Origin of the sequence: Massilia sp. MP_M2 (assembly GCF_039123635.1) — a bacterium.
GTDB lineage: Bacteria > Pseudomonadota > Gammaproteobacteria > Burkholderiales > Burkholderiaceae_D > Telluria.
In genome coordinates, this window is the sequence record NZ_JBCHJF010000003.1 from 261,032 (window position 1) to 282,939 (window position 21,908).

A 21,908-nucleotide genomic window follows, 5' to 3' on the forward strand; every position below is an offset into this window, starting at 1 on the left:
TGCGCGCCGCTTTTCAGACGCTTGGCTGCAGGCTGCGATGCTCGATCTTGAGGCAGTGGTTCATCACCACATCCAGGCCGGCGGCGCGCGCCAGATCGGCGGCAACCTGGTTCTCGATCTCGAGCTGCATCCACAGGCACCCTGCCCCCACCGCGATCGCATCGCGCGCGATCGGGCCGATGTCTTCCGACTTGCGAAAGCAATCGACGATGTCGATGCGCTGGCCGCTATCTGCGAGCGACGCGGCAGCATCCTGCAGCGTGGCGAAGACAGGCTCGCCGAGGATCGTCGCGCCGGCATAGCTCGGGTTTACTGGCAGGATGCGGTAGCCGTGCCCCTGCAGGTAGGCGCCCACTTCGTGGCTGGCCCGGTCCGGCCTGTTCGACAGGCCGACGATGGCGATGGTGGTGCTTTTTTCGAGGATCTGGGCGATGGTGCGCATGGTGGCAGGCCGGTCGTTGGGATGGCGATCAGCTTAGCAGGTTTGCCTTATCTACCCTGGCACCGTGGCCATAACGGCTCGCGGCTGTCACGTACACCGACGTAGGGTGGACGGCTACGCCGTCCACGCGTTCAAACCAATGCCGCTCCTTGGCATACCAAGGTCGGTTGAACGCGTGGGCGGGAAACCCGCCCACGCTACGCCAGTCACAACATTGAATGGGTGGAGCGGTGACGCAGGACGCAGACGAAAAAAAAGGCAGCCCGCAGGCTGCCTTTTTTGTTGCCGAGCTTGTACCAAGCTCAACGGCCTTTCGAACGCAGACGCTGAATTGCCGCCAACTGCGCAATCGCTGCGGCCATTTCGGCCTGGGCTTTTGCGTAGTCGATCTTCGACTCCTGATTCAGCATCAGGTCTTCAGCCTGCTTCTTCGCGGACGTTGCCTTCGCTTCGTCCAGGTCGGCGCCGCGGATCGCGGTGTCGGCCAGCACGGTCACGCCGTTCGGCTGCACTTCGAGGATACCACCGGCGACGAAGACGAACTCTTCACCACCGCCGGAAACCTGGATGCGCACGGCGCCCGGGCGGATGCGCGTGATCAACGGGGTGTGCTTCGGGTAGATACCCAGCTCACCCGCTTCACCCGGCAACGCGACGAATTCGGCCTGGCCGGAGAAGATCTGCTCTTCGGCCGAGACGACGTCGACTTGAAATGTGTTTGCCATGTGTGTCTTTCAGTGGAAGAAAGCGACTTAACCAGCAGCCAGTTTCTTGGCTTTCTCGATAGCTTCTTCGATCGTGCCGACCATGTAGAACGCTTGCTCCGGCAGGTGATCCAGTTCGCCCGAATCGATCATCTTGAAGCCCTTGATCGTGTCTTTCAGCGAAACGTACTTGCCCGGCGCGCCGGTGAAGACTTCAGCGACGTGGAATGGCTGCGACAGGAAACGCTGCATCTTACGCGCGCGTGCCACGACCAGTTTGTCTTCCGGTGCCAGTTCGTCCATGCCCAGAATCGCGATGATGTCACGCAGTTCCTTGTAGCGCTGCAGCGTGTTCTGCACAGCGCGCGCGGTGGCGTAGTGCTCTTCACCGACGACGAGCGGGTCCAGCTGGCGCGAGGTCGAATCGAGTGGATCGACTGCAGGGTAGATACCCAGCGAAGCGATGTCACGCGACAGAACGACGGTCGAATCCAGGTGAGCAAAGGTGGTTGCTGGCGATGGGTCGGTCAAGTCATCCGCAGGGACGTAGACGGCCTGGATCGACGTGATCGAACCGGTTTTGGTCGAGGTGATGCGCTCTTGCAGACGGCCCATCTCTTCGGCCAGCGTAGGCTGGTAGCCCACTGCCGATGGCATACGACCCAGCAGTGCCGAGACTTCGGTACCGGCCAGCGTGTAGCGGTAGATATTGTCGACGAAGAACAGAACGTCCTTGCCTTCGTCACGGAACGCTTCGGCCATGGTCAGACCGGTCAGCGCGACGCGCAGACGGTTGCCTGGTGGTTCGTTCATCTGACCGTAGACCATTGCCACTTTCGAGTTGGCAGGGTTTTCCAGGTCGACGACTTTGGCATCGGCCATCTCGTGGTAGAAGTCGTTACCTTCACGGGTACGCTCACCCACCCCGGCGAACACGGACAGACCCGCGTGTGCCTTGGCGATGTTGTTGATCAGTTCCATCATGTTGACGGTCTTGCCGACGCCGGCGCCGCCGAACAGGCCGACTTTACCGCCTTTGGCGAACGGGCAGACCAGATCGATGACCTTGATGCCGGTTTCCAGCAGGTCGGTCGATGGCGACAGTTCGTCGTAGGCTGGCGCGTCACGGTGGATCGACGCCATGCGCTCGTGGCTGACCGGACCGCATTCGTCGATCGGGTTGCCCAGCACGTCCATGATGCGACCCAGGGTCGGGGTGCCGACCGGGACCATGATTGGCTTGCCGGTGTTCTGGATCATCATGCCGCGGCGCATGCCGTCGGAGCTGCCCAGAGCAATGGTACGGACCACGCCGTCGCCCAGCTGTTGCTGGACTTCCAGGGTCAGATCCGAGCCTTCCATTTTCAGTGCGTCGTACACTTTCGGCATGGCATTACGTGGAAATTCCACGTCAACCACTGCGCCGATACACTGAACGATTTTGCCATCAGCCATGTTCGTTCCTTCAGATATTTAGTTAAATTCTTTTTTGCGTAAATCGTGAGAAGCTAGTCAGTTATAGATAGTTGGGGACAGAGAAGATCGCTTCGCACACTTAAGCCTACGCGGCCCGCTCTTTCCCGCAAGTATTTAAACTGCCGAAGCCCCTGAAACGATCTCGGAGAGTTCTTTGGTAATCGCAGCCTGGCGGGTCTTGTTGTAGACCAGCTTCAGGTCGCTGATGACGCTGCCGGCGTTATCGCTCGCGGCCTTCATTGCGACCATGCGTGCCGATTGCTCGGACGCCAGGTTTTCTGCCACTGCCTGGTAGACCAGTGCTTCCACGTAACGCACCAGCAGCTCGTCGATGACGACCTGTGCTTCCGGTTCGTAGATGTAGTCCCAGCTGGTGGCGCCTGCATCGGCTTTCAGCGAATTGGCTGACAGCGGAAGCAGTTGCTCGACCACGGTTTCCTGTTTCATCGTGTTGATGAACTTGGTGTAGCACAGGTAGACAGCATCGAGCTTGCCTTCCTGGTACGCGTCCAGCATCACTTTGACCGGTCCGATCAGCTTGTCCAGTTGCGGTGCATCGCCCAGCTGGGTCGCCTGCGACACGAGTTTCATGCCGACGCGGTTCAGGAAGCTCAGGCCCTTGTTGCCAATGGCAACTGCCTCGACGCGGTTGCCCGCTTGTTCCTGTTCGCGCGCCTTGAGCGTGACCTGGCGCAGGATGTTGGTGTTCATGCCGCCGCACAGACCCTTGTCGGTCGTGACGACGATGAAGCCAACTGCCTTTGCCTGCACGTCCTTGGCTTGCGCCATGAATGCGTGCGTGTACTCCGGGTTTGCAGTGGCCAGATTGGCGGTGATGTTACGAACCTTGTCACTGTAGGGACGGGCGGCGCGCATACGTTCCTGCGCTTTGCGCATTTTCGATGCGGCGACCATTTCCATCGCCTTGGTGATCTTCTTCGTATTTTCTACGCTCTTGATCTTGCCACGAATCTCTTTGCCTGCTGCCATGAGTCCTTACTCCTTCCAGGCACCGGCATCGCCATCGGGCGATGCCGGCCCACAGATTAATATGCGCCGGATTTCTTGAAATCAGCAACGGCCGCGGCCAGTGCTGCTTCGGCTTCTTTGTCCAGTTGCTTGGTTTCGTCGATCTTTGCCAGCAGCGCTGCATGGCCCGACTTCAGGAAGGCGTGCAGGCCGTGCTCGAATGGCAGCACTTTCTTGACTTCGATATCGTCCAGGTAGCCCTTGTTGACGGCGAACAGCGATGCGGCCATCAGCGAGGTCGACAGTGGCGAGAACTGTGGCTGCTTGAGCAGTTCGGTCACGCGCGCACCGCGGTCCAGCTGCTTGCGGGTCGATTCGTCCAGGTCCGAAGCGAACTGCGCGAACGCAGCCAGTTCACGGTACTGGGCCAGGTCGGTACGGATACCGCCGGACAGGCTCTTGATGACCTTGGTCTGGGCAGCGCCACCGACGCGCGACACCGAGATACCGGCGTTGATCGCAGGACGGATACCGGCGTTGAACAGCGACGTTTCCAGGAAGATCTGGCCGTCAGTAATCGAGATCACGTTGGTCGGCACGAATGCCGAGACGTCGCCAGCTTGCGTTTCGATGATCGGCAGTGCGGTCAGCGAACCGGTCTTGCCGGTCACGGCGCCGTTGGTGAACTTCGACACGTAGTCGGCGTTGACGCGTGCTGCGCGCTCGAGCAGGCGGCTGTGGAGGTAGAACACGTCGCCAGGGTACGCTTCGCGGCCTGGTGGACGGCGCAGCAGCAGCGAGATCTGGCGGTAGGCAACTGCCTGCTTCGACAGATCGTCATACACGATCAGTGCGTCTTCGCCGCGGTCGCGGAAGTATTCGCCCATCGCGCAGCCCGAGTAGGCCGAGATGTATTGCATGGCGGCCGATTCCGACGCCGATGCGGCAACAACGATCGTGTACTCCATCGCGCCGTGGGTTTCCAGCGAGCGCACGATGTTCTTGATGGTCGATGCTTTCTGACCGATCGCGACGTACACGCAGGTCACGCCCTGACCTTTTTGGTTGATGATCGCGTCGACTGCAACAGCCGATTTACCGGTCTGGCGGTCACCAATGATCAGCTCACGCTGACCACGGCCGATCGGCACCATCGCGTCGATCGATTTGATACCGGTCTGCATTGGCTGCGACACCGATTCACGGGCGATAACGCCTGGCGCAATCTTTTCGATTGGCGAGGTCAGCTTGGCGTTGACAGGACCCTTGCCGTCGATCGGCTGGCCCAGTGCATTGACGACGCGGCCGCACAGTTCAGGACCGATCGGCACTTCGAGAATGCGGCCGGTGGTCTTGACGATGTCGCCTTCCGAGATGTGCTCGTAAGCACCCAGGATGACCGAGCCGACCGAGTCGCGCTCGAGGTTCATGGCCAGACCGAAGGTGTTGCCTGGGAATTCCAGCATCTCGCCCTGCATCACGTCCGACAGACCATGGATGCGGCAGATACCGTCGGCGACCGAGATCACCGTGCCTTGATTGCGAACGTCAGCCGAACTTTCGAGGCCCTGGATCCGGCTCTTGATCAGTTCGCTGATTTCAGATGGGTTAAGTTGCATGCTTGCTAACTCCAATTATAGTTTCTTGATGCGTAGGGCAAGGGCGGGAACGCCGGCGCGTGCCAGTCAATACGTGGTTAGTTGGCCAGCGCAACGTGCATCCGTTGCAGCTTGGCGCGTACCGAGGTATCGAGCACTTCGTCACCGACGACCACGCGCACACCACCGATCAGCGAAGGATCCACTGTTACCGTTGGGTTGAGCTTGCGGCCAAATTTCTTTTCCAGCGTGGCGACCAGCTGCGCCAGCTGGTCGGCCGAGATCTCGAACGCGCTATGGATCATCGCATCGGCAGCGCCCTCGTTCGCGTTTTTCAGGAGCGCAAACTGGGTGCTGATCTCGGGCAGCAGGTTGATGCGGCCATTCTCGGCCAGCATCGCGATAAAGTTCTTCGCTTCAGCATTCAGCGGCGACTTGACCAGGGACGCAATCGTGTCCGCCAGTTGTGCGTGCGTGACGATCGGGTTGCTGGCGAAGGTCTGCACGTCGGCACTGGCGCCAATCTGGCCCAGTTCCGACGCGATGGCCGAGTACGCGTTCATGTCGCCGGTTTGGGCGACACGGAACAGCGCTTCGGCGTAGGGGCGGGCGACGGTTGCGAGTTCTGCCATGATCAGAGCTCGGTCGACAGTTGCGACAGCAGGTCGGCGTGGGCCGCTGCGTTCACTTCACGCTTGAGAATCTGCTCAGCGCCGGCAACCGCAAGGGCGGCAACCTGACCACGCAGTGCTTCGCGTGCGCTGTTGACTTGCTGCTCGGCGTCAGCCTTGGCGGCGGCAACGATACGCGCGCCTTCATCGGCGGCAGTACGCTTGGCTTCTTCGATAATCACAGCAGCGCGCTTTTCAGCGTCGTTGATGCGTTTCTGGACTTCGTCACGGGCGCCAGCCAGCTCGGTCTGGACGCGCTTTTCAGCAGCAGCCAGATCGGCCTTGCCACGGTCTGCAGCAGCCAGGCCACTTGCAATTTTCGCGGCGCGCTCATCGAGCGCCTTCATCAGTGGCGGCCACACGAATTTCATCGTGAACATCGCCAGGATAAAGAAGACCACGAACTGGACAAACAACGTTGAGTTGATGTTCACGGTTTTTTCCTTCTTACAGAAACACGGATGCCGAACCAGAACTGGTTCGGCCCTTCAAGACAGCGAGAAGCGCGTCTTAGACTGGAACGAACGGGTTAGCGAACGCGAACAGCATGGCGATACCAACACCGATCAGGAATGCCGCGTCGATCAGACCAGCCAGCAGGAACATCTTGGTCTGCAGGGTGTTCATCAGTTCTGGCTGACGTGCGCTAGCTTCCAGGTATTTACCGCCCATGATCGCGATACCGATACAAGCACCGATAGCGCCCAGGCCGATGATCAAACCGCAAGCCAGTGCAACAAAAGAAAGGTCAGTCATGTGTAACTCCAAAAGTTAAATTGAAAACTAGATTAAAAACTACAACTTCTTTACAACCACTATCTGTTTCGATGCTTGCGGCGCCGATCAGTGGCCTTCGTGTGCCTGACCGAGGTACACCAGCGTCAGCATCATGAAGATGAATGCCTGCAGGAATACGATCAGGATGTGGAAGATCGCCCAGATGGAACCAGCAATGATGTGGCCAACGACACCGAATGCGGTAGCCGATGCACCCAACAGTGCGATCAAGAGGAACAGCAGCTCACCGGCAAACATGTTGCCGAACAGTCGCATACCGAGCGACACCATTTTTGCTGCGTATTCGATGATATTCAGAAGCAGGTTGAACGGCGCCATCCAGATGCCGAACGGTGCTGCCAGCAATTCGTGGATCCAGCCGCCGAAGCCCTTGATCTTGATGCCGTAGTAGATCATCAGGACCAGCACGCCCAGCGAGATGCCGATGGTGCCGTTGATGTCGGCGGTCGGCACGACGCGGTGATACGGGAACAGGTGCTCGACGCCCAGGGCGGCAAACGCCGACGAGAACATGTCGACTGGCAGGAAGTCCAGGCAGTTCATCAGGGCGACCCAGACGAACACGGTCAGTGCGGCCGGCGCGATGAAGCTGCGGTCACCGTGCACGATCGACTTGGCTTGATCGTCGACCATTTCGAACAGCATCTCGACGGCAGCCTGGAAACGACCCGGCACGCCAGCGGTGGCATTGCGCGCGGCGCTCCACAGGATCAGCGAACCGACGATGCCCATGGCGACCGACCAGAACACGGTGTCCAGGTTGATGACCGAAAAATCGACCGGGCCATTCTGTTGGCCTGTCGACAGGTGGCCCAGGTGGTGCCGGATATATTCTGATGCGGTGGGCGCGTGGGCTGCGCCGTCTACGGTTGGAGTCGCCATGTCATTGCCTAAATAATAAGAATATGTAACTTTTCAGCGCCACGATGATTCCGGCGACCAATGCCAGCCAGTTCAGATCGCGGTACAGCCACGCCGTCGCGCCCAGGAGCGCCAGCGTTAATGCAATCTTTATAAATTCCCATATGAAAAATGTCGCAGGGTTCGCCGTGCCACTCGCTGACGAGGCAAACAGGCGCACTGCCATGATTCCGTTGGGCACGACGCAACTCAAACCGCCAAGTACCGCAGAAAACGCCGCAGGCCATCCCCCCAGTAGTCCGGCGATGATGCCGACGAGAACTGTTGCAATCAACTGCAGGGAAACGATGCGCAGCATATTTTTAGGTCTTCTCGCTGGCGCAGTGGACGTACTACGTGGTGGTAATTACATGAATCGCCGGAATTATAAGTGGTTATACGGATGTGAGTCAAACGATTCCCTACTTATAACTGCTCTGTAAAGATGACGAAAATGTGACACGTTGCTGGTGGATAGCGCATTATTTTCAACAACTTAACGCCAGATGGTGTATGCGCCGTCTGTCACATTGGCGGATACCGCGCGCCACCGGGTACCCTGCCTGCAGGCCAGTTCTCGCTCAGCCGCGCAGCCGCGTCAGCACGCCTTCGAGGATATCGAGGTCGGCGAAATCGATGATCATCTGCCCCCTGCCCTTCGCGCCCATCTTGAACACGACCGGCGTGGCCAGCTTGTCCGACAGCTCTTCTTCCAGGCGCACGATGTCGCCCGACTTGTCTTTCGCACGCGCAGCTTGCGCCGGCGCGTTGTGCTCGTCGAGCGCGCGTGAGACGAGTTTTTCGGTTTCGCGCACCGACAGGCGTTTGGCGATCACCTGGTTGGCCAGCGTGATCTGGTGGGCGCTGTCGACTGCCAGCAGGGCTCTGGCGTGACCCATGTCGATGTCGCCGGCCATCAGCATCGTCTGCACCGGCTGCGCGAGGTTGATCAGGCGCAGCAGGTTCGATACCGCGCTGCGCGAGCGGCCCACGGCGCCGGCTGCCTGCTCGTGCGTGAAATTGAAGTCTGAAATCAGGCGGTTGATACCCTGCGCTTCTTCGAGCGGGTTCAGGTCTTCGCGCTGGATGTTCTCGATCAGTGCCATTGCGGCCGCAGCCTGGTCGTCAACGTCGCGCACCAGCACCGGGATTTCATCCAGGCCCGCCATTTGCGCAGCGCGGAAGCGCCGTTCGCCGGCGATGATCTCGTATGGCGTCGTGCTGCCCGGCGGCAACGGGCGCACCAGCACCGGTTGCATGATGCCCTGGGCCTTGATCGATGCAGCCAGCTCCGACAGGCTCACTTCGTCCATGCGCGTACGGGGCTGGTACTTGCCGGCCTGGATCTGGGTCACAGCGAGCACGGACGGCGTGTTCGGCAGCGCCGGTGCGGCGTCCAGGTCGCCGCCGAGCAGGGCGTCGAGGCCGCGGCCCAGTCCCTTGAGTTTTTTGGTTGCCATCTCTTTGTCAGCTTTTTGATTGATTACATGGTCTTGATGCGCTGGACCATCTCGGCGCCGAAGGCGATGTACGCCTGCGCGCCTTTTGAGGACGGATCGAACGTCACGCCGGGAATGCCGTACGACGGCGCCTCGGCCAGCCGCACATTGCGCGGAATGATCGTCTTGAAGACCTTGTCGCCGAAATGCTGCTCGAGCTGACCCGAGACCTGCTGCGACAGCGTCATGCGCGGATCGAACATCACGCGCAGCAGACCGATGATCTTCAAGTCGGTGTTCAGGTTGGCGTGTACCTTCTTGATCGTGTTGACCAGGTCGGACAAGCCCTCAAGCGCATAGTATTCGCACTGCATCGGAATGATCACGCCGTCGGCGGCGCACAGGCCGTTCAATGTCAGCAGCGACAGCGCAGGCGGGCAGTCGACCAGAATAAAATCATAGTCGTCGGCCACCGCTGCCAGTGCTTCCTTCAGACGCCGCTCGCGATTCTCGAGCGCGACCATCTCGACTTCGGCACCGGCCAGCTCGCGGTTGGCGGGCAGCACGTCGAAGCGCCCTGATTCCGAGCGCACGCGCGCCGTGGCCACATCGGACTCACCCAGCAGTACCTGGTAGATCGAGGCTGCCAGCGCGGCCTTGTTGATGCCAGCGCCCATCGTGGCATTGCCCTGCGGGTCGAGGTCGACCAGGAGCACGCGCTGGTTCAGTTTGGCCAGGCCTGCTGACAGGTTGACGCTGGTGGTGGTCTTGCCTACTCCACCCTTCTGGTTCGCAACGCAAAAAATCTTCGCCATCTTTTCCTTTCCTGGATGCGACAACAAGGTGTCATACCGTTAATATCGTAAGATCGTTTTAATGATTTATACTGTTTTAACGGTATAAACTGTTTATACGATTAGTACGGTTATTATGTTTAATATCGTTTATACGGTATTTTATGGTGCGGTTTGGTTTTGTTGTTTGCTGCGCTCGATAAACACCAGGTGCCGTTCAGCCTGCAGTCTCGGCACCCACAACGGCTGCAAATCCACGACGGTCCAGTCCTGCGGCAGCCGCTCGCGTTCTTCGCTTGGCGCTACGCCTTTCAAGGCGATGAATTTGCCGCCCTTGGCCAAAAGATGGCCTGACCAGTTCACGAAGTCGGACAGGTCGGCAAACGCACGCGATGTGATCACGTCAAATTGCTCGCTCACGGTCAGGTCTTGCACCTTCATCGTGTGCACGCTGACGTTGGTTAAACCCAGCTCTGCCTTCACCTGGGTCAGGAACGCCGTTTTCTTGTGCACCGTGTCGATCATCGACACCTTCATGTCCGGTCGCACGATGGCCAGCACGATGCCGGGTAAACCGCCCCCTGCCCCCACGTCCAGCACATTGCGTGCGCCGGCAAATGCCGGCACGGCTGCGAGCGAGTCGAGCAGATGGTGCGTGACCATTTGCTGCGGATCGCGCAGCGACGTCAGGTTGTAGACGCCGTTCCACTTGTTCATCAGCTGCAGATAGCCCATCAGCTTGATTTGTTGCTCGTGTGTGACGGCCAGTGTCATGTCCTTGATGCCCTGGTCCAGCACCGCCGCCAGTGCATCGTGATCGAATGCGTATTTCATTCCGCCACCTCCACTGCGGTCATGGCAAAGCCTTTGGCGCCGCGCTTTTTCAGCGTCACCAGCAGCAGCGAAATCGCCGCAGGTGTGACGCCCGAAATACGGGAGGCCTGGCCAAGGGTTTCGGGCCGCTGCTTGTCGAGTTTCTGGCGCACTTCGAACGACAGCGCGTCGATGTCCAGATAGCTCAGGTTCTCGGGCAGCTTCATGTTTTCGTAGTGATCGTGACGCTCGACTTCGCGCGCCTGCCGATCGATGTAGCCGGAATACTTCAATTGGATCTCGACCTGTTCTTTCACGGCCGGGTCCTCGACACCCGGGCCGGCCAGGCTCTGCCCTTCAAGACCGCTCATCGTCATCAGGGTGTCGTAGTTCACGCCCGGTCTGCGCAGCAGATCGGCCAGATTGTATTCGCGCTCGAGCGGCTGGCCGACGATGCGTTCGGATTCGGCGGCCGCCAGAATGCGCGGATTCACCCACACCGAGCGCAGACGCTCCAGTTCACGTGCGACCGATTCGCGCTTGGTCTCGAACGCCTGCCAACGGGTGTCGTCGACCAGACCCAGGCTGCGACCGATCTCGGTCAGGCGCATGTCGGCATTGTCTTCGCGCAGCGACAGACGATATTCGGCGCGACTGGTGAACATACGGTACGGCTCGGCCACGCCCTGCGTGGTCAAATCATCGACCAGCACGCCCAGGTACGCTTCGGAGCGACCCGGCGTCCAGGCATCCTTGCCCTGCGTTTGCAGCGCGGCGTTCAGGCCAGCGAGCAAACCTTGGGCCGCCGCTTCTTCGTAACCGGTGGTGCCGTTGATCTGGCCGGCGAAGAACAGGCCCTTGATCGACTTGGTTTCCAGCGACGCTTTCAAGCCACGCGGGTCGAAGTAATCGTATTCGATCGCATAACCGGGCCGCAGAATAAACGCGTTTTCCATGCCGCGCATCGAGCGCACGAGTGCCAGCTGGACGTCGAATGGGAGGCTGGTCGAGATCCCGTTCGGATAGAACTCATTGGTCGTCAAGCCTTCCGGTTCCAGGAAGATCTGGTGCGATTCTTTCGTCGCGAAGCGGTGAATCTTGTCTTCGATCGATGGGCAATAACGCGGGCCGACACCTTCGATCACGCCGGTGTACATCGGGCTGCGGTCGAGACCTGCCCGAATGATGTCGTGCGTGCGTTCATTGGTGTGCGTGACCCAGCATGGCACCTGCTTTGGATGCATGGCCACATTGCCCATGTACGAGAAGACGGGTACCGGATCGAGGTCGCCCGGTTGCTCGGTCAGCAGCGAGAAGTCGATGCTGCGACCATCGATGCGTGGCGGCGTGCCGGTTTTCAGGCGGCCTTGCGGCAGCTTGAGTTCCTTCAGGCGTGCCGACAAGGAATTCGCTGGTGGATCGCCCGCGCGACCGCCGGCATAATTCTGCAGGCCCACGTGGATTTTGCCATCAAGGAAAGTACCTGCCGTCAGCACGACGGCGCGCGCGCGGAAGCTCAGTCCCACTTGCGTGACAGCACCCACGACACGGTCACCTTCGACGATCAGATCTTCGACTGCCTGCTGGAACAGCCACAGGTTCGACTGATTTTCCAGGCGCGAGCGGATCGCCGCCTTGTACAGGACGCGGTCGGCTTGCGCGCGGGTCGCGCGCACGGCCGGCCCCTTTGAGGAATTGAGGATCCGGAACTGGATCCCCGCTTCATCCGTTGCGATGGCCATCGCCCCGCCAAGGGCGTCGACTTCCTTGACCAGGTGCCCTTTGCCGATGCCACCGATGGACGGATTGCAAGACATAGCGCCAAGGGTTTCAATATTGTGGGTCAGTAGCAGCGTCTTTTGACCGGTGCGTGCGGACGCGAGTGCAGCTTCGGTGCCGGCATGGCCGCCGCCGACAACGATGACATCGAATTCAGTAGGAAATAGCATGATGGGATGTGAGGCGAGGAGACTAATGCGCGATTATAGATTCTTTTCCGCTGCCAGATTCTTCGACCGCCAGAAAACGACGAATTTGTTTCACGTGGAACGTCCGCCCCACTCTGGCCAGGCGATTGTTTCACGTGGAACGTCAAAAGCAAAAGCCGGTCTAAGCCGGCTTGTGTTGTTTCACGTGGAACAATCCAAACTACCAACCCAGCTTTGTGAACGCATCGTAGGCGGTCTTCACAATCAACGCGCTGACGACAAACAGAAACACCTTGCGCACGAAGCCGCTGCCATACTTGAGCGCGAGTCGCGTACCAGACAACGACCCCGCAATCTGGCAACCGGCCATCAACAGTCCGAGCTGCCACAAAATATGGCCGCTGTAACCAAACCACATGAGCGCAGAAAAATTGCAGGCGACGTTGACGATCTTGGCTGCGGCCGAAGCACTGAGAAAATCAAAGCCGAAAAACCGCACGAACAGGAAGATCAGGAAACTGCCGGTGCCAGGGCCAAAAAAACCATCGTAAAACCCGATCGCGGCGCCGATCCCAATCGCCCAATATCGCTCGGCGAGACCGCTGTGCAACGGTGCGTGCACCGAACCCAGATCTTTTTTCTTGAAGGTGTAGACCGCCACGGCGACCAGAATGATCGGCAATAAAGCACGTACGAAATCGGCGGGTACGCGCGTCACTGTCCAGGCGCCGGCGAAGGAGAGTAAAAACGCGGCAGCAGCTGCCGGCGCGGCGGTACTCCAGGCTACCTTAACCCGACGCGCGTATTCCACTGCCGCCGAACCGGTGCCGAAGATTGCTGCGAACTTGTTGGTACCGAGAATGGTTGCCGGGACTTCTTTTGGCAACAAAGAGAACATGGCGGGAAGCTGGACCAGGCCGCCGCCACCGACAACGGCATCGACCAGGCCAGCGGCGAACGCAGCGCCGCCGAGCCAGACAACATCAATCATGGAAGAATTCAGCAGGAATGTACGAGATGCAATTTTACGGCATGCCGTACGTACTCACCTGACGATCAGGCCGTCGGCGCCTTCACGAAATCGAGCAGCAACGCATTCACGCGATCTGCGCCCGAGAGCTGCAACCAATGACCGACACCATCGATGCGTTCATAACGAAAACCCGCAGTACATTGATCACGCGAATCGAGCATCTGTTGCTCACCGAGCGCCGGATCATGTTCACTCCAAACGCCCATGACTGGCACGTTTACTGGCGACCAGGATCGCGCTGATGATAGTTTGAAATTGGCGCGGTAATAGTTCAGTGCTGCCGTCAGGCGACCTGCCGGCGCAAGTGCCGCGATCCAGATCTCTTGCTGCTCGCGACTGCGGATCATTTTTCGCAGTGCAGCCCAGTCCCCTGCTTTCAGCAAGGCTTCCGCGACCACGGGCGTCTTGAATACCAGCATGTACCAGAAGCGCAGTTTCTGACCCAGGCTTGATGCGGCGATTGCCTTGGGATGGCCAACCGACAAGGCGACGTATCGAACAATACGCTGCGGCGCATGCATGGCCAGGTGCCAACCGATCAATGCGCCCCAATCGTGGCCGACGACGACGGCCTTCTCGATTCCCAGCGCATCCATCAATTGCAGCACATCATCGGCCAGGAACGATAAGGCGTACGCGCCAACGTCTTGCGGCATGTCGGTTTTACCGTAGCCACGCAGGTCAGGTGCAATGACCCGAAAGCCCGCTTCAGCAAGCGCGGGAATCTGACGGCGCCAGATCTCGTGCGTATCGGGAAAACCGTGAAGCAGGATGACCGGTGGGCCTTCGCCAGCTGTCACGTAGTGCATGTTCAGGCCATTGACCCTGGCGTACAACGACGCAAATTCCATGCGCTTCCCCTTGACGCTGACTCGATGAAACACAGCTTACCAGAACGTAAACGCCTGTCCAGAGCCCCCCTGTGGATAAGCAAATGGATATCCACAGGTATGGTTTGTGCAGAACTACGCTTTTGTACACAAGCGAAAATCTTGTCCAGATTTGCCACCAGGAAGCCAGGCAACTAGTGCACTGGCTTATGCGCAGCGTAAGTGGATGATTCTGTTCTGGTTAACCGGGTTGTCCACAGAAAGTGGCTACCCTTACTTATTACTATCAATGTTGTATACAGTTATTGGTTGTAAACCTGAGATGCCTGTTTTCAAAAAAAAATTCGTCCGTCGCAAATCAGCAGCATCTGATATTGGCAAACGACGTCGCAGGTCTGTGGAGAACCCGCTGCATATCCACAGGGCGAAATGTGCACAAACCTGTTTTGAACGACGTTCGGGATTTCTATCCACCTTCGCTGCACCACGATCACCATGGTTCTCCAGCCAGTTCGCGACCAGGTAAACCGTTGATGTTGTGGAAAAATCTGCGCTTATCCACAGAATATGACGCGTTTACTATTACTACTATTTTGTATACAAGCTTTTAAGTAAACAAGCTGCATAACTTGCGCGCTCAAGATCGCTGACCAGCAACACGACGACAGATCGTCCTGAAAAACGTTTTTCAAAAAAGAGCGACCGTGGGATCCACGTCGTCCGGATATCCAAGATGGCCCAACCTTTTGGTTCAACGCAAACCAGCGCGAACCAGCGCAGACCGGCGTCAAACAGCGCCAACCCCAAACCGCTTGTGGACAAGCTGCTGCATATCCACAGGATCAGATGTGCAGAACCCAGGCTTTTTTATGCTTCCCATTTTTTGTCCCCGATCCATGCCTGACTCACGCAAGGATTGTCCCGCTCAAAAAACGCCACTTAACACGCTGATTCTGTTGAGTAAACAAACCTTATCCACAGAAAAACCCGCGTTTACTTACTACTACTAAATTTGTATACATATCTCTTAATTAAATAAGTAAACAACTTCGCCGGCAAAAAACCGGTTTTCCAGAACGAACATCAAGGCCACGATATTTGTCTCCAACGCCCGGCAATGCTGTGTACAATCCGCCGCTTATGCACAACGGCCCAGCAAAAAAATGCGTTTAGGCATCATCAGCGCGTTGCACGAAGAACAGGCAGGGCTCGTGGAAGCCTTGCAAGGGCCCGCCACGCTCATTCATGGCAGGCGTGAGTACTTTCTCGGACAGCTGTGGGGAATCGACGCCGTGTGCGTCCTGTCGCGAATTGGGAAGGTTGCCGCTGCCATGACAGCGACAACGCTTGTGGAAAAGTTCGGAGTTACGCACATCCTGTTCACGGGCGTGGCTGGCGCCGGGGACGTGACGATCCGGGTTGGCGACATCGTGGTGGCCGAATCGCTTGTCCAGCACGACATGGACGCCAGTCCCCTGTTTCCGCGCTTTGAGGTGCCATTGACAGGGCAAACACATTTTCAGCCGGACGCCCAGCTGTCGCTGCGGGTGTCCAGTGCCGCGCATGCATTTCTCGAAGACGATCTGGCGCACGCGATTACCCAGGCCGAGCGAGAGAGATTCGGCTTGACGCTACCGCGCGTACATCGTGGCCTGATTGCCAGCGGCGACCAGTTCGTGCAGGACGCCGCGCAGATCGATGCGATGAATGCCGCGCTGCCTGGCCTGGTGGCGGTGGAAATGGAAGGCGCTGCGGTGGCGCAGGTATGTCACGAATTGAACGTGCCGTTCGCCGTCATCCGCGCGATCTCGGATAACGCCAACGAACATGCGGCGCACGACTTCATGGGCTTCGTCAAAACCGTGGCCGCGCAATACGCGTTTCACATCACCCGGCGCCTGTGCCGGGATCTGGCTCAGGCGCCGCTCTAGTCCAGCAGCGATTCTGCCGGTATGTAGTCGTAGCCCAGTGCGCGCGCCACAGCCTCGAACGTGACCTTGCCCTGGCAGACATTCAGGCCATGGCGCAGGTGGAGATCGTCCGCCAGCGCGCGCCGCCAGCCCTTGTTGGCCAAGGCCAGCGCGTGACCGATCGTGGCGTTGTTGAGTGCAAACGTGGATGTGCGCGCCACCGCACCGGGCATGTTCGCCACGCAGTAATGCACCACGCCGTCGACGACGAAGGTTGGATCGGCGTGGGTGGTGGCGTGCGACGTTTCAATGCAGCCGCCCTGGTCGATCGCCACATCGACGACGACCGCGCCCTTCTTCATGCGTGACACCATGCTGCGCGTGACGAGCTTTGGCGCTGCGGCGCCCGGGACCAGCACGCCGCCGATGACCAGGTCGGCCGACAGCACCGCTTCCTCGAGTGTCTGCACGTTGGAATGCAGCGTGGCGATGCGGTTGCCATAGACCAGATCAAGCTGTCGCAGGCGATCGACGTTCTTGTCGAGCACCGTCACTCGCGCGCCCGTGCCCACGGCCATCTGCAATGCATTGGTGCCCACCACGCCGGCGCCGATGATGACGATGTGGCCCGCGGCCACGCCCGGGACTCCGCCCAGCAGCAGGCCCATGCCGCCCCTGGATTTCTCCAGGTGCGCCGCGCCCGCCTGAATCGACATGCGCCCGGCCACTTCGCTCATCGGCGCGAGCAGCGGCAAGCCGCCGCCAGGGCCCGTGACGGTCTCATAGGCGATGCAGATGGCCCCTGAGCGCAGCAGTGCTGCCGTTTGATCGGGATCGGGCGCCAGATGCAGATAAGTGAAGAGGATCTGGCCTTCGCGCAGCATCGTGCATTCGCCTGCCTGGGGCTCCTTGACCTTGACGATCATGGCGGCCCGCGCAAACACCTCTTGCGCGCTCGCCACGATGCTGGCGCCGGCGGCGACGTACTGCGCGTCGGACAAGCCGATCTCGCTGCCGGCGCCTTGCTGGACGAGCACCTGGTGGCCTTGCACCACCAGTTCATGGACCGACGCCGGCGTGAGGCCGACGCGGTATTCGTTGTTCTTGATTTCGGTTGGAACGCCTACAAGCATGGTGAGTCTCCTTGTTGTTGGTGTGGTTCCCTGCAACTTCTTTTGATGCTCCTGCTGGTTGGTGAAGCAGGTAGTGCGTGTGGGCCAAAAAGCACATCGGCGACCGAAGTCGCCGATGTGGTGTTGATTTACAAGCCCAGCGTCATCAGGCTGGCGTTACCACCGGCCGCCGTCGTATTGATGCAGACGGCGCGTTCGGCCACCAGGCGCCACAGATCGACTGCTGCCTGTGGTTCGGTATCGACCACCCCGACGATGGCGCCGCTGCGCGCCGCCAGCTGCGTGCGCAGCGAGCCGGCCAGACCCGATTCGACCAGGGCGATTGCGAATTCACCCGCATCCACTTCATCTTTGCCGATGAAGCGCACACGCTCCTTGACCGCCTGCGGCAGGTTGGCCGGGATCGCCTCCGGTGACATGGTCAGCACCAGTGCGCGGTTGCCGGTGGCCAGCGTGGCTGCCACTTGATTGAGCAGACCTGCCGGCGTGCCCGATGCACACAGCACGACGCCGCGTGGCGTGAACGACAGGTGATTGCGCTCGCCGGTCGGCCCCGGCAAGTCGATCGAGACGCCATTCAAGGATGTGCGCGCATAGCCTTCGGCCAGCGCCACCACGGATTGCTGGTTGCTCATGCGCAGCCAGCCGATCAGCGCTTCCAGCGCGGCGTCCGGCTGACGGACGTGGGCCATCAAGGGCGCTGCGCCGCGCTGCAGGCGCTTGATGTACAACGGGCCGCCGGCTTTCGGACCGGTGCCGGACTTGCCCTCGCCACCGAACGGTTGCACGCCGACGACTGCGCCGACGATATTGCGGTTCACGTAGATATTGCCGACGTGCGCATGGTGGACGATGTAGTCGATCGTTTCATCGATGCGCGAGTGCACGCCCAGCGTCAGGCCAAAGCCGGTTGCATTGATCGACGCGATCACCTTTGGCAGGTCGGCGCGGCGGTAGCGCACGATGTGCAGGACCGGGCCGAACACCTCTTGCTTGAGTTCCGACAGCGACGCGATTTCAAGCACCGTCGGCGGCACGAAGGTGCCGCAGCTGGTGATGGCGGTGGGCAGTTCGAGCGCAAAGTGGCTGCGCGCCGTGGCCTTCGTGCGTTCGATGTGCGCCAGCAGGTTGCGCTGCGCTTCTGCATCGATGACCGGACCGATATCGGTCGCCAGACGATCCGGGCTGCCTACGCGCAGTTCCTGCATCGCGCCCTTGAGCATCTTGATGGTCTTGTCGGCGATGTCTTCCTGCAGGAACAGCACGCGCAGTGCCGAGCAGCGCTGGCCGGCCGAATCGAAGGCCGAACTCAACACATCGCCCACTACCTGTTCGGGCAGTGCCGACGAGTCGACGATCAGCGCATTCTGACCACCCGTTTCGGCCACCAGTGGAATGTCGATGCCTTCCTGTTCCGCGCGTTTGGCCAGCGTGCGGTTGATCAGCTGAGCGACTTCGGTCGACCCGGTGAAGATCACACCCTTGATGCGGCTGTCGGCCGTGAGTGCGGCGCCGACCACTTCGCCGCGGCCCGGCAGCAGTTGCAGCGCGGCGCGCGGCGTACCGGCCTCGAGGAACAGTTCCACCGCGCGGTGGGCGATCAGCGGCGTTTGCTCGGCCGGCTTGGCCAGCACCACGTTGCCGGCGGCCAGTGCGGCTGCGACCTGACCCGTGAAGATCGCCAGCGGGAAGTTCCATGGGCTGATGCAGCTGACCGGCCCCAGTGCCTCGGCGCTTGGCTGGGCATTCGATTGGCCATCTGCTGCACCGCGGATCTGCACTGCGTAGTAGCGCAGGAAGTCGACCGCTTCGCGCAGTTCGGCAATCGCGTTCGGCAGCGATTTGCCCGCTTCGCGCACGGCCAGGGCCATCAGCTCGACGCCATGGTGCTCGAACAGATCGGCCGTGCGTTCCAGGATCGCGGCGCGCTCGGTCGTGCTGGTAGCGGCCCACTCGCCGGCAAAGGCGCTGGCCGCTGCCAGCGCGGCGTCGACGTCAGCGCGCAAGGCTTCCTGCACCATGCCGACAATATCGGCTGACTGGGCCGGGTTGACCACGTTGGCGAGCGGACCGGACTCGACCTTTGCGGCGGTCAGGGGCGCGGCGACGTAACGTCGCCGTTGCGACAAGCCGTCGGCCAGTACGCCCAGGATGTCTTCGTTGACCAGGTCCATGCCGGCGGAGTTCTTGCGCTCGTGGCCGAACATGTCCACCGGCAGCGCGATTGCCGGATGCGGCTTGCCACCGCTGGCGCGGGCGAGCTCGAACGGATCGGTGATCAGGGTGTTGATGGCAACGCTCTCATCAACGATCTGGTTCACGAACGACGAGTTGGCGCCGTTTTCCAGCAGGCGGCGCACGAGGTAGGCAAGCAGCGTTTCGTGCGAACCGACCGGCGCGTAAATACGGCAAGGCTTGTCGAGGTTCTTGCTGCCCACGACCTGGTCGTACAGCGTCTCGCCCATGCCGTGCAGACACTGGAATTCGTAGTTGCTGATGTTGCCCAGGCGCGCCCAGGTATAAATGACCGACAGCGTGTGCGCGTTGTGGGTGGCGAACTGCGGGTACAGGATATCGGCCGCGTCGAGCAGCTTGCGCGCGCAGATCAGGTAAGACACGTCGGTGTGGACCTTGCGCGTATAGACCGGGTAGCCGGGCATGCCGTCGACCTGGGCGCGCTTGATCTCGGCGTCCCAATAGGCGCCCTTGACCAGTCGCACCATGAATTTGCGCCCACTGCGTTTGGCCAGGTCGATCACATAATCGATGACGTACGGGCAGCGTTTCTGGTAGGCCTGTACCACCAGGCCGATGCCTTCGAAGCCGGCCAGCTCGGGATCGAACGCCAGCACCTCGAGCATATCGAGCGAGATCTCGAGGCGGTCGGCTTCTTCGGCGTCGATATTGATGCCGATGTCGTAGCGCTTGGCCAGCAGCACGAGGCTGCGCACGCGCGGCAGCAGTTCGCCCATCACGCGCGCCGATTGTGCGCGGCTGTAGCGCGGGTGCAGCGCCGAGAGCTTGATCGAGATGCCCGGTCCGTCCTTGATGCCGCGGCCATTCGAGGCCGTGCCGATCGCATGGATCGCCTGCTCGTACGACGCGTAGTAATGTTGCGCATCGAGCTCGGTCAGCGCTGCTTCACCCAGCATGTCGTACGAATAGCGGTAGCCGCGCGTTTCGTTCTCGCGGCTGTTCTTGAGTGCCTCGTCGATGGTCTGGCCGGTGACGAACTGGTTGCCCAGCATGCGCATCGCCATGTCGACGCCCTTGCGGATCAGCGGTTCGCCACCCTTGGCGATCATGCGCGTGAGCGCCGAGCCCAACCCCTGCTCGCTATTGGTCGAGACCAGCTTGCCGGTAATGAGCAGGCCCCAGGTGGCCGCGTTGACGAACAGCGACGGCGACTCGCCCAGGTGCTTGCGCCAGTCGCCCTTGCTGATCTTGTCGGCGATGAGGCGGTCGGCCGTTTCGCTGTCCGGAATGCGCAGCAGCGCTTCGGCCAGACACATCAACGCGACGCCTTCTTCCGATGACAGCGAAAATTCGTGCATCAGGGCGTCCACGCCCGATGAGCGGGTGCGTTTTTCACGCACGGCGGCGACCAGGCGGTGCGCCAGGGCCTGGGCATCGTGGCTGGCGCCGGAACCCTGGGCCAGCAGCCACTGCACTGCCTCGGTTTCAGCGCGGCGGTAGGCGGCCGTGATGGCGGCGCGCAGGGGAGTCTGGTCGCGCTTGATTTCAGCGTGAAGGGCGTCGAACGGCACGAAAGTGGAGGCCGGGGAAGCAGCAATCTGCATGGCTATCTAGTCAAAAGAAAAATACACAACGAAGGCCACCGTACAGCAAAAGCGCCGTGCTGTTCGCAACAGCCGGCGCAGATTGGAACTTGGTGGAAATGATTCGATTGTAGAAGGATTTCTTCTGGATTTATTCTGGATTTAACCGATACTGGCAATAGATAGTTTTTGATGCGACAATCTGACCAAATAAAATTTACAAGGAGATGTAGCATGCTGGACAAGATTAGCAAAAAGATTCTGGCTGAATTGCAAAACGACGGCCGCATCAGCAATGTTGAACTGGCAGCGCGCGTGAACCTGTCGCCGGCCGCCTGCCTGGAGCGTGTGCGCAAGCTGCACGAATCAGGGTACATCATGGGTTATACCGCCCAGCTCAATCCGCAGTTGCTGGATGTGTCACTGCTGGTGTTCATCGAAGTCGTGCTCGACCGCACCACACCGGAAGTGTTCGATGCCTTCAAGCAGAGCGTGCAAATGATTCCCGAAGTGCTCGAATGCCATATGGTGGCCGGCGGCTTCGACTATCTGGTCAAGGCGCGCGTGAAAGACATGGCGGCCTACCGCGAATTTCTGGGCAAGACGTTGCTGCAGAAAGGTGTGCGCGAGACGCACACCTATGCGGTGATGGAAGAAGTGAAAAATTCCACCAAGCTGCCGATTCGCTGAG

Annotated in this window: 20 protein-coding genes; 2 read left to right on the forward strand and 18 right to left on the reverse strand. The window is 59.9% G+C overall.

Annotated elements, in window-relative coordinates; genetic code table 11:
- Positions 1-13: 13 nt before the first annotated feature.
- The 16 genes from RCH14_RS08905 to RCH14_RS08980 all read right to left on the reverse strand — a co-directional run bounded on the left by RCH14_RS08905 (position 14) and on the right by RCH14_RS08980 (position 14,401).
- Positions 14-442 (reverse strand): CoA-binding protein, encoded by a 429-nt coding sequence (locus RCH14_RS08905; RefSeq protein WP_343025773.1) that lies wholly within the window; start codon positions 440-442, stop codon positions 14-16.
- A gap of 302 nt (positions 443-744) precedes the next feature.
- Positions 745-1,167, reverse strand: a complete 423-nt coding sequence (locus RCH14_RS08910) for a F0F1 ATP synthase subunit epsilon (protein WP_343025774.1) — start codon at positions 1,165-1,167, stop codon at positions 745-747.
- A 27-nt stretch (positions 1,168-1,194) separates the two neighbouring features.
- The gene (gene atpD, locus RCH14_RS08915) at positions 1,195-2,601 is read right to left on the reverse strand and encodes a F0F1 ATP synthase subunit beta (protein ID WP_343025775.1); all 1,407 of its coding nucleotides are present in this window, start codon (positions 2,599-2,601) and stop codon (positions 1,195-1,197) included.
- Between the two features lie 135 nt (positions 2,602-2,736).
- Positions 2,737-3,612 carry a F0F1 ATP synthase subunit gamma gene (atpG, locus tag RCH14_RS08920; protein ID WP_343025776.1) on the reverse strand — a complete coding sequence of 292 codons (876 nt, stop codon included), beginning with the start codon at positions 3,610-3,612 and terminating at the stop codon, positions 2,737-2,739.
- 56 nt (positions 3,613-3,668) lie between these two features.
- Complete coding sequence (atpA, locus tag RCH14_RS08925) at positions 3,669-5,210, reverse strand: F0F1 ATP synthase subunit alpha (protein ID WP_343025777.1); 1,542 nt, start codon at positions 5,208-5,210, stop codon at positions 3,669-3,671.
- A gap of 77 nt (positions 5,211-5,287) precedes the next feature.
- Complete coding sequence (locus RCH14_RS08930) at positions 5,288-5,821, reverse strand: F0F1 ATP synthase subunit delta (RefSeq protein WP_343025778.1); 534 nt, start codon at positions 5,819-5,821, stop codon at positions 5,288-5,290.
- Positions 5,822-5,823: 2 nt separating this feature from the next.
- Complete coding sequence (locus tag RCH14_RS08935) at positions 5,824-6,294, reverse strand: F0F1 ATP synthase subunit B (protein WP_183554855.1); 471 nt, start codon at positions 6,292-6,294, stop codon at positions 5,824-5,826.
- Positions 6,295-6,370: 76 nt separating this feature from the next.
- Complete coding sequence (atpE, locus tag RCH14_RS08940; RefSeq protein ID WP_183554857.1) at positions 6,371-6,616, reverse strand: F0F1 ATP synthase subunit C; 246 nt, start codon at positions 6,614-6,616, stop codon at positions 6,371-6,373.
- A gap of 87 nt (positions 6,617-6,703) precedes the next feature.
- A complete protein-coding gene (gene atpB, locus RCH14_RS08945; RefSeq protein WP_343025779.1) occupies positions 6,704-7,540 on the reverse strand; it encodes a F0F1 ATP synthase subunit A in 837 nt (278 codons plus the stop codon).
- Between the two features lies 1 nt (position 7,541).
- Complete coding sequence (locus tag RCH14_RS08950) at positions 7,542-7,877, reverse strand: ATP synthase subunit I (protein WP_343025780.1); 336 nt, start codon at positions 7,875-7,877, stop codon at positions 7,542-7,544.
- Positions 7,878-8,139: 262 nt separating this feature from the next.
- The gene (locus RCH14_RS08955) at positions 8,140-9,018 is read right to left on the reverse strand and encodes a ParB/RepB/Spo0J family partition protein (RefSeq protein WP_343025781.1); all 879 of its coding nucleotides are present in this window, start codon (positions 9,016-9,018) and stop codon (positions 8,140-8,142) included.
- A 23-nt stretch (positions 9,019-9,041) separates the two neighbouring features.
- Positions 9,042-9,812 (reverse strand): AAA family ATPase, encoded by a 771-nt coding sequence (locus RCH14_RS08960; protein WP_343025782.1) that lies wholly within the window; start codon positions 9,810-9,812, stop codon positions 9,042-9,044.
- A gap of 141 nt (positions 9,813-9,953) precedes the next feature.
- Entirely contained in the window at positions 9,954-10,625 is a 672-nt protein-coding gene (gene rsmG / locus RCH14_RS08965) for a 16S rRNA (guanine(527)-N(7))-methyltransferase RsmG (protein WP_343025783.1), read from the reverse strand.
- Positions 10,622-12,553 carry a tRNA uridine-5-carboxymethylaminomethyl(34) synthesis enzyme MnmG gene (gene mnmG / locus RCH14_RS08970; protein ID WP_343025784.1) on the reverse strand — a complete coding sequence of 644 codons (1,932 nt, stop codon included), beginning with the start codon at positions 12,551-12,553 and terminating at the stop codon, positions 10,622-10,624. The genes rsmG and mnmG overlap by 4 nt, the downstream gene beginning before the upstream one ends.
- Before the next feature lie 199 nt (positions 12,554-12,752).
- Positions 12,753-13,523: a TSUP family transporter gene (locus tag RCH14_RS08975; RefSeq protein ID WP_343025785.1), complete on the reverse strand. Its 771-nt coding sequence runs from the start codon at positions 13,521-13,523 to the stop codon at positions 12,753-12,755.
- A 65-nt stretch (positions 13,524-13,588) separates the two neighbouring features.
- The gene (locus RCH14_RS08980; protein WP_343025786.1) at positions 13,589-14,401 is read right to left on the reverse strand and encodes an alpha/beta fold hydrolase; all 813 of its coding nucleotides are present in this window, start codon (positions 14,399-14,401) and stop codon (positions 13,589-13,591) included.
- A 1,157-nt stretch (positions 14,402-15,558) separates the two neighbouring features.
- Between RCH14_RS08980 and RCH14_RS08985 the strand changes: the two genes are divergently transcribed.
- A complete protein-coding gene (locus tag RCH14_RS08985; RefSeq protein ID WP_343025787.1) occupies positions 15,559-16,326 on the forward strand; it encodes a 5'-methylthioadenosine/adenosylhomocysteine nucleosidase in 768 nt (255 codons plus the stop codon).
- Here the strand turns inward: RCH14_RS08985 and ald are convergent.
- The gene (ald, locus tag RCH14_RS08990; RefSeq protein ID WP_343025788.1) at positions 16,323-17,438 is read right to left on the reverse strand and encodes an alanine dehydrogenase; all 1,116 of its coding nucleotides are present in this window, start codon (positions 17,436-17,438) and stop codon (positions 16,323-16,325) included. The genes RCH14_RS08985 and ald overlap by 4 nt on opposite strands.
- A 128-nt stretch (positions 17,439-17,566) precedes the next feature.
- The gene (gene putA / locus RCH14_RS08995) at positions 17,567-21,238 is read right to left on the reverse strand and encodes a trifunctional transcriptional regulator/proline dehydrogenase/L-glutamate gamma-semialdehyde dehydrogenase (RefSeq protein ID WP_343025789.1); all 3,672 of its coding nucleotides are present in this window, start codon (positions 21,236-21,238) and stop codon (positions 17,567-17,569) included.
- A gap of 213 nt (positions 21,239-21,451) precedes the next feature.
- Between putA and RCH14_RS09000 the strand changes: the two genes are divergently transcribed.
- Positions 21,452-21,907, forward strand: coding sequence for an Lrp/AsnC ligand binding domain-containing protein (locus RCH14_RS09000; protein ID WP_183554882.1), 456 nt, complete (start codon positions 21,452-21,454; stop codon positions 21,905-21,907).
- The last annotated feature ends 1 nt before the right edge of the window (position 21,908 follow it).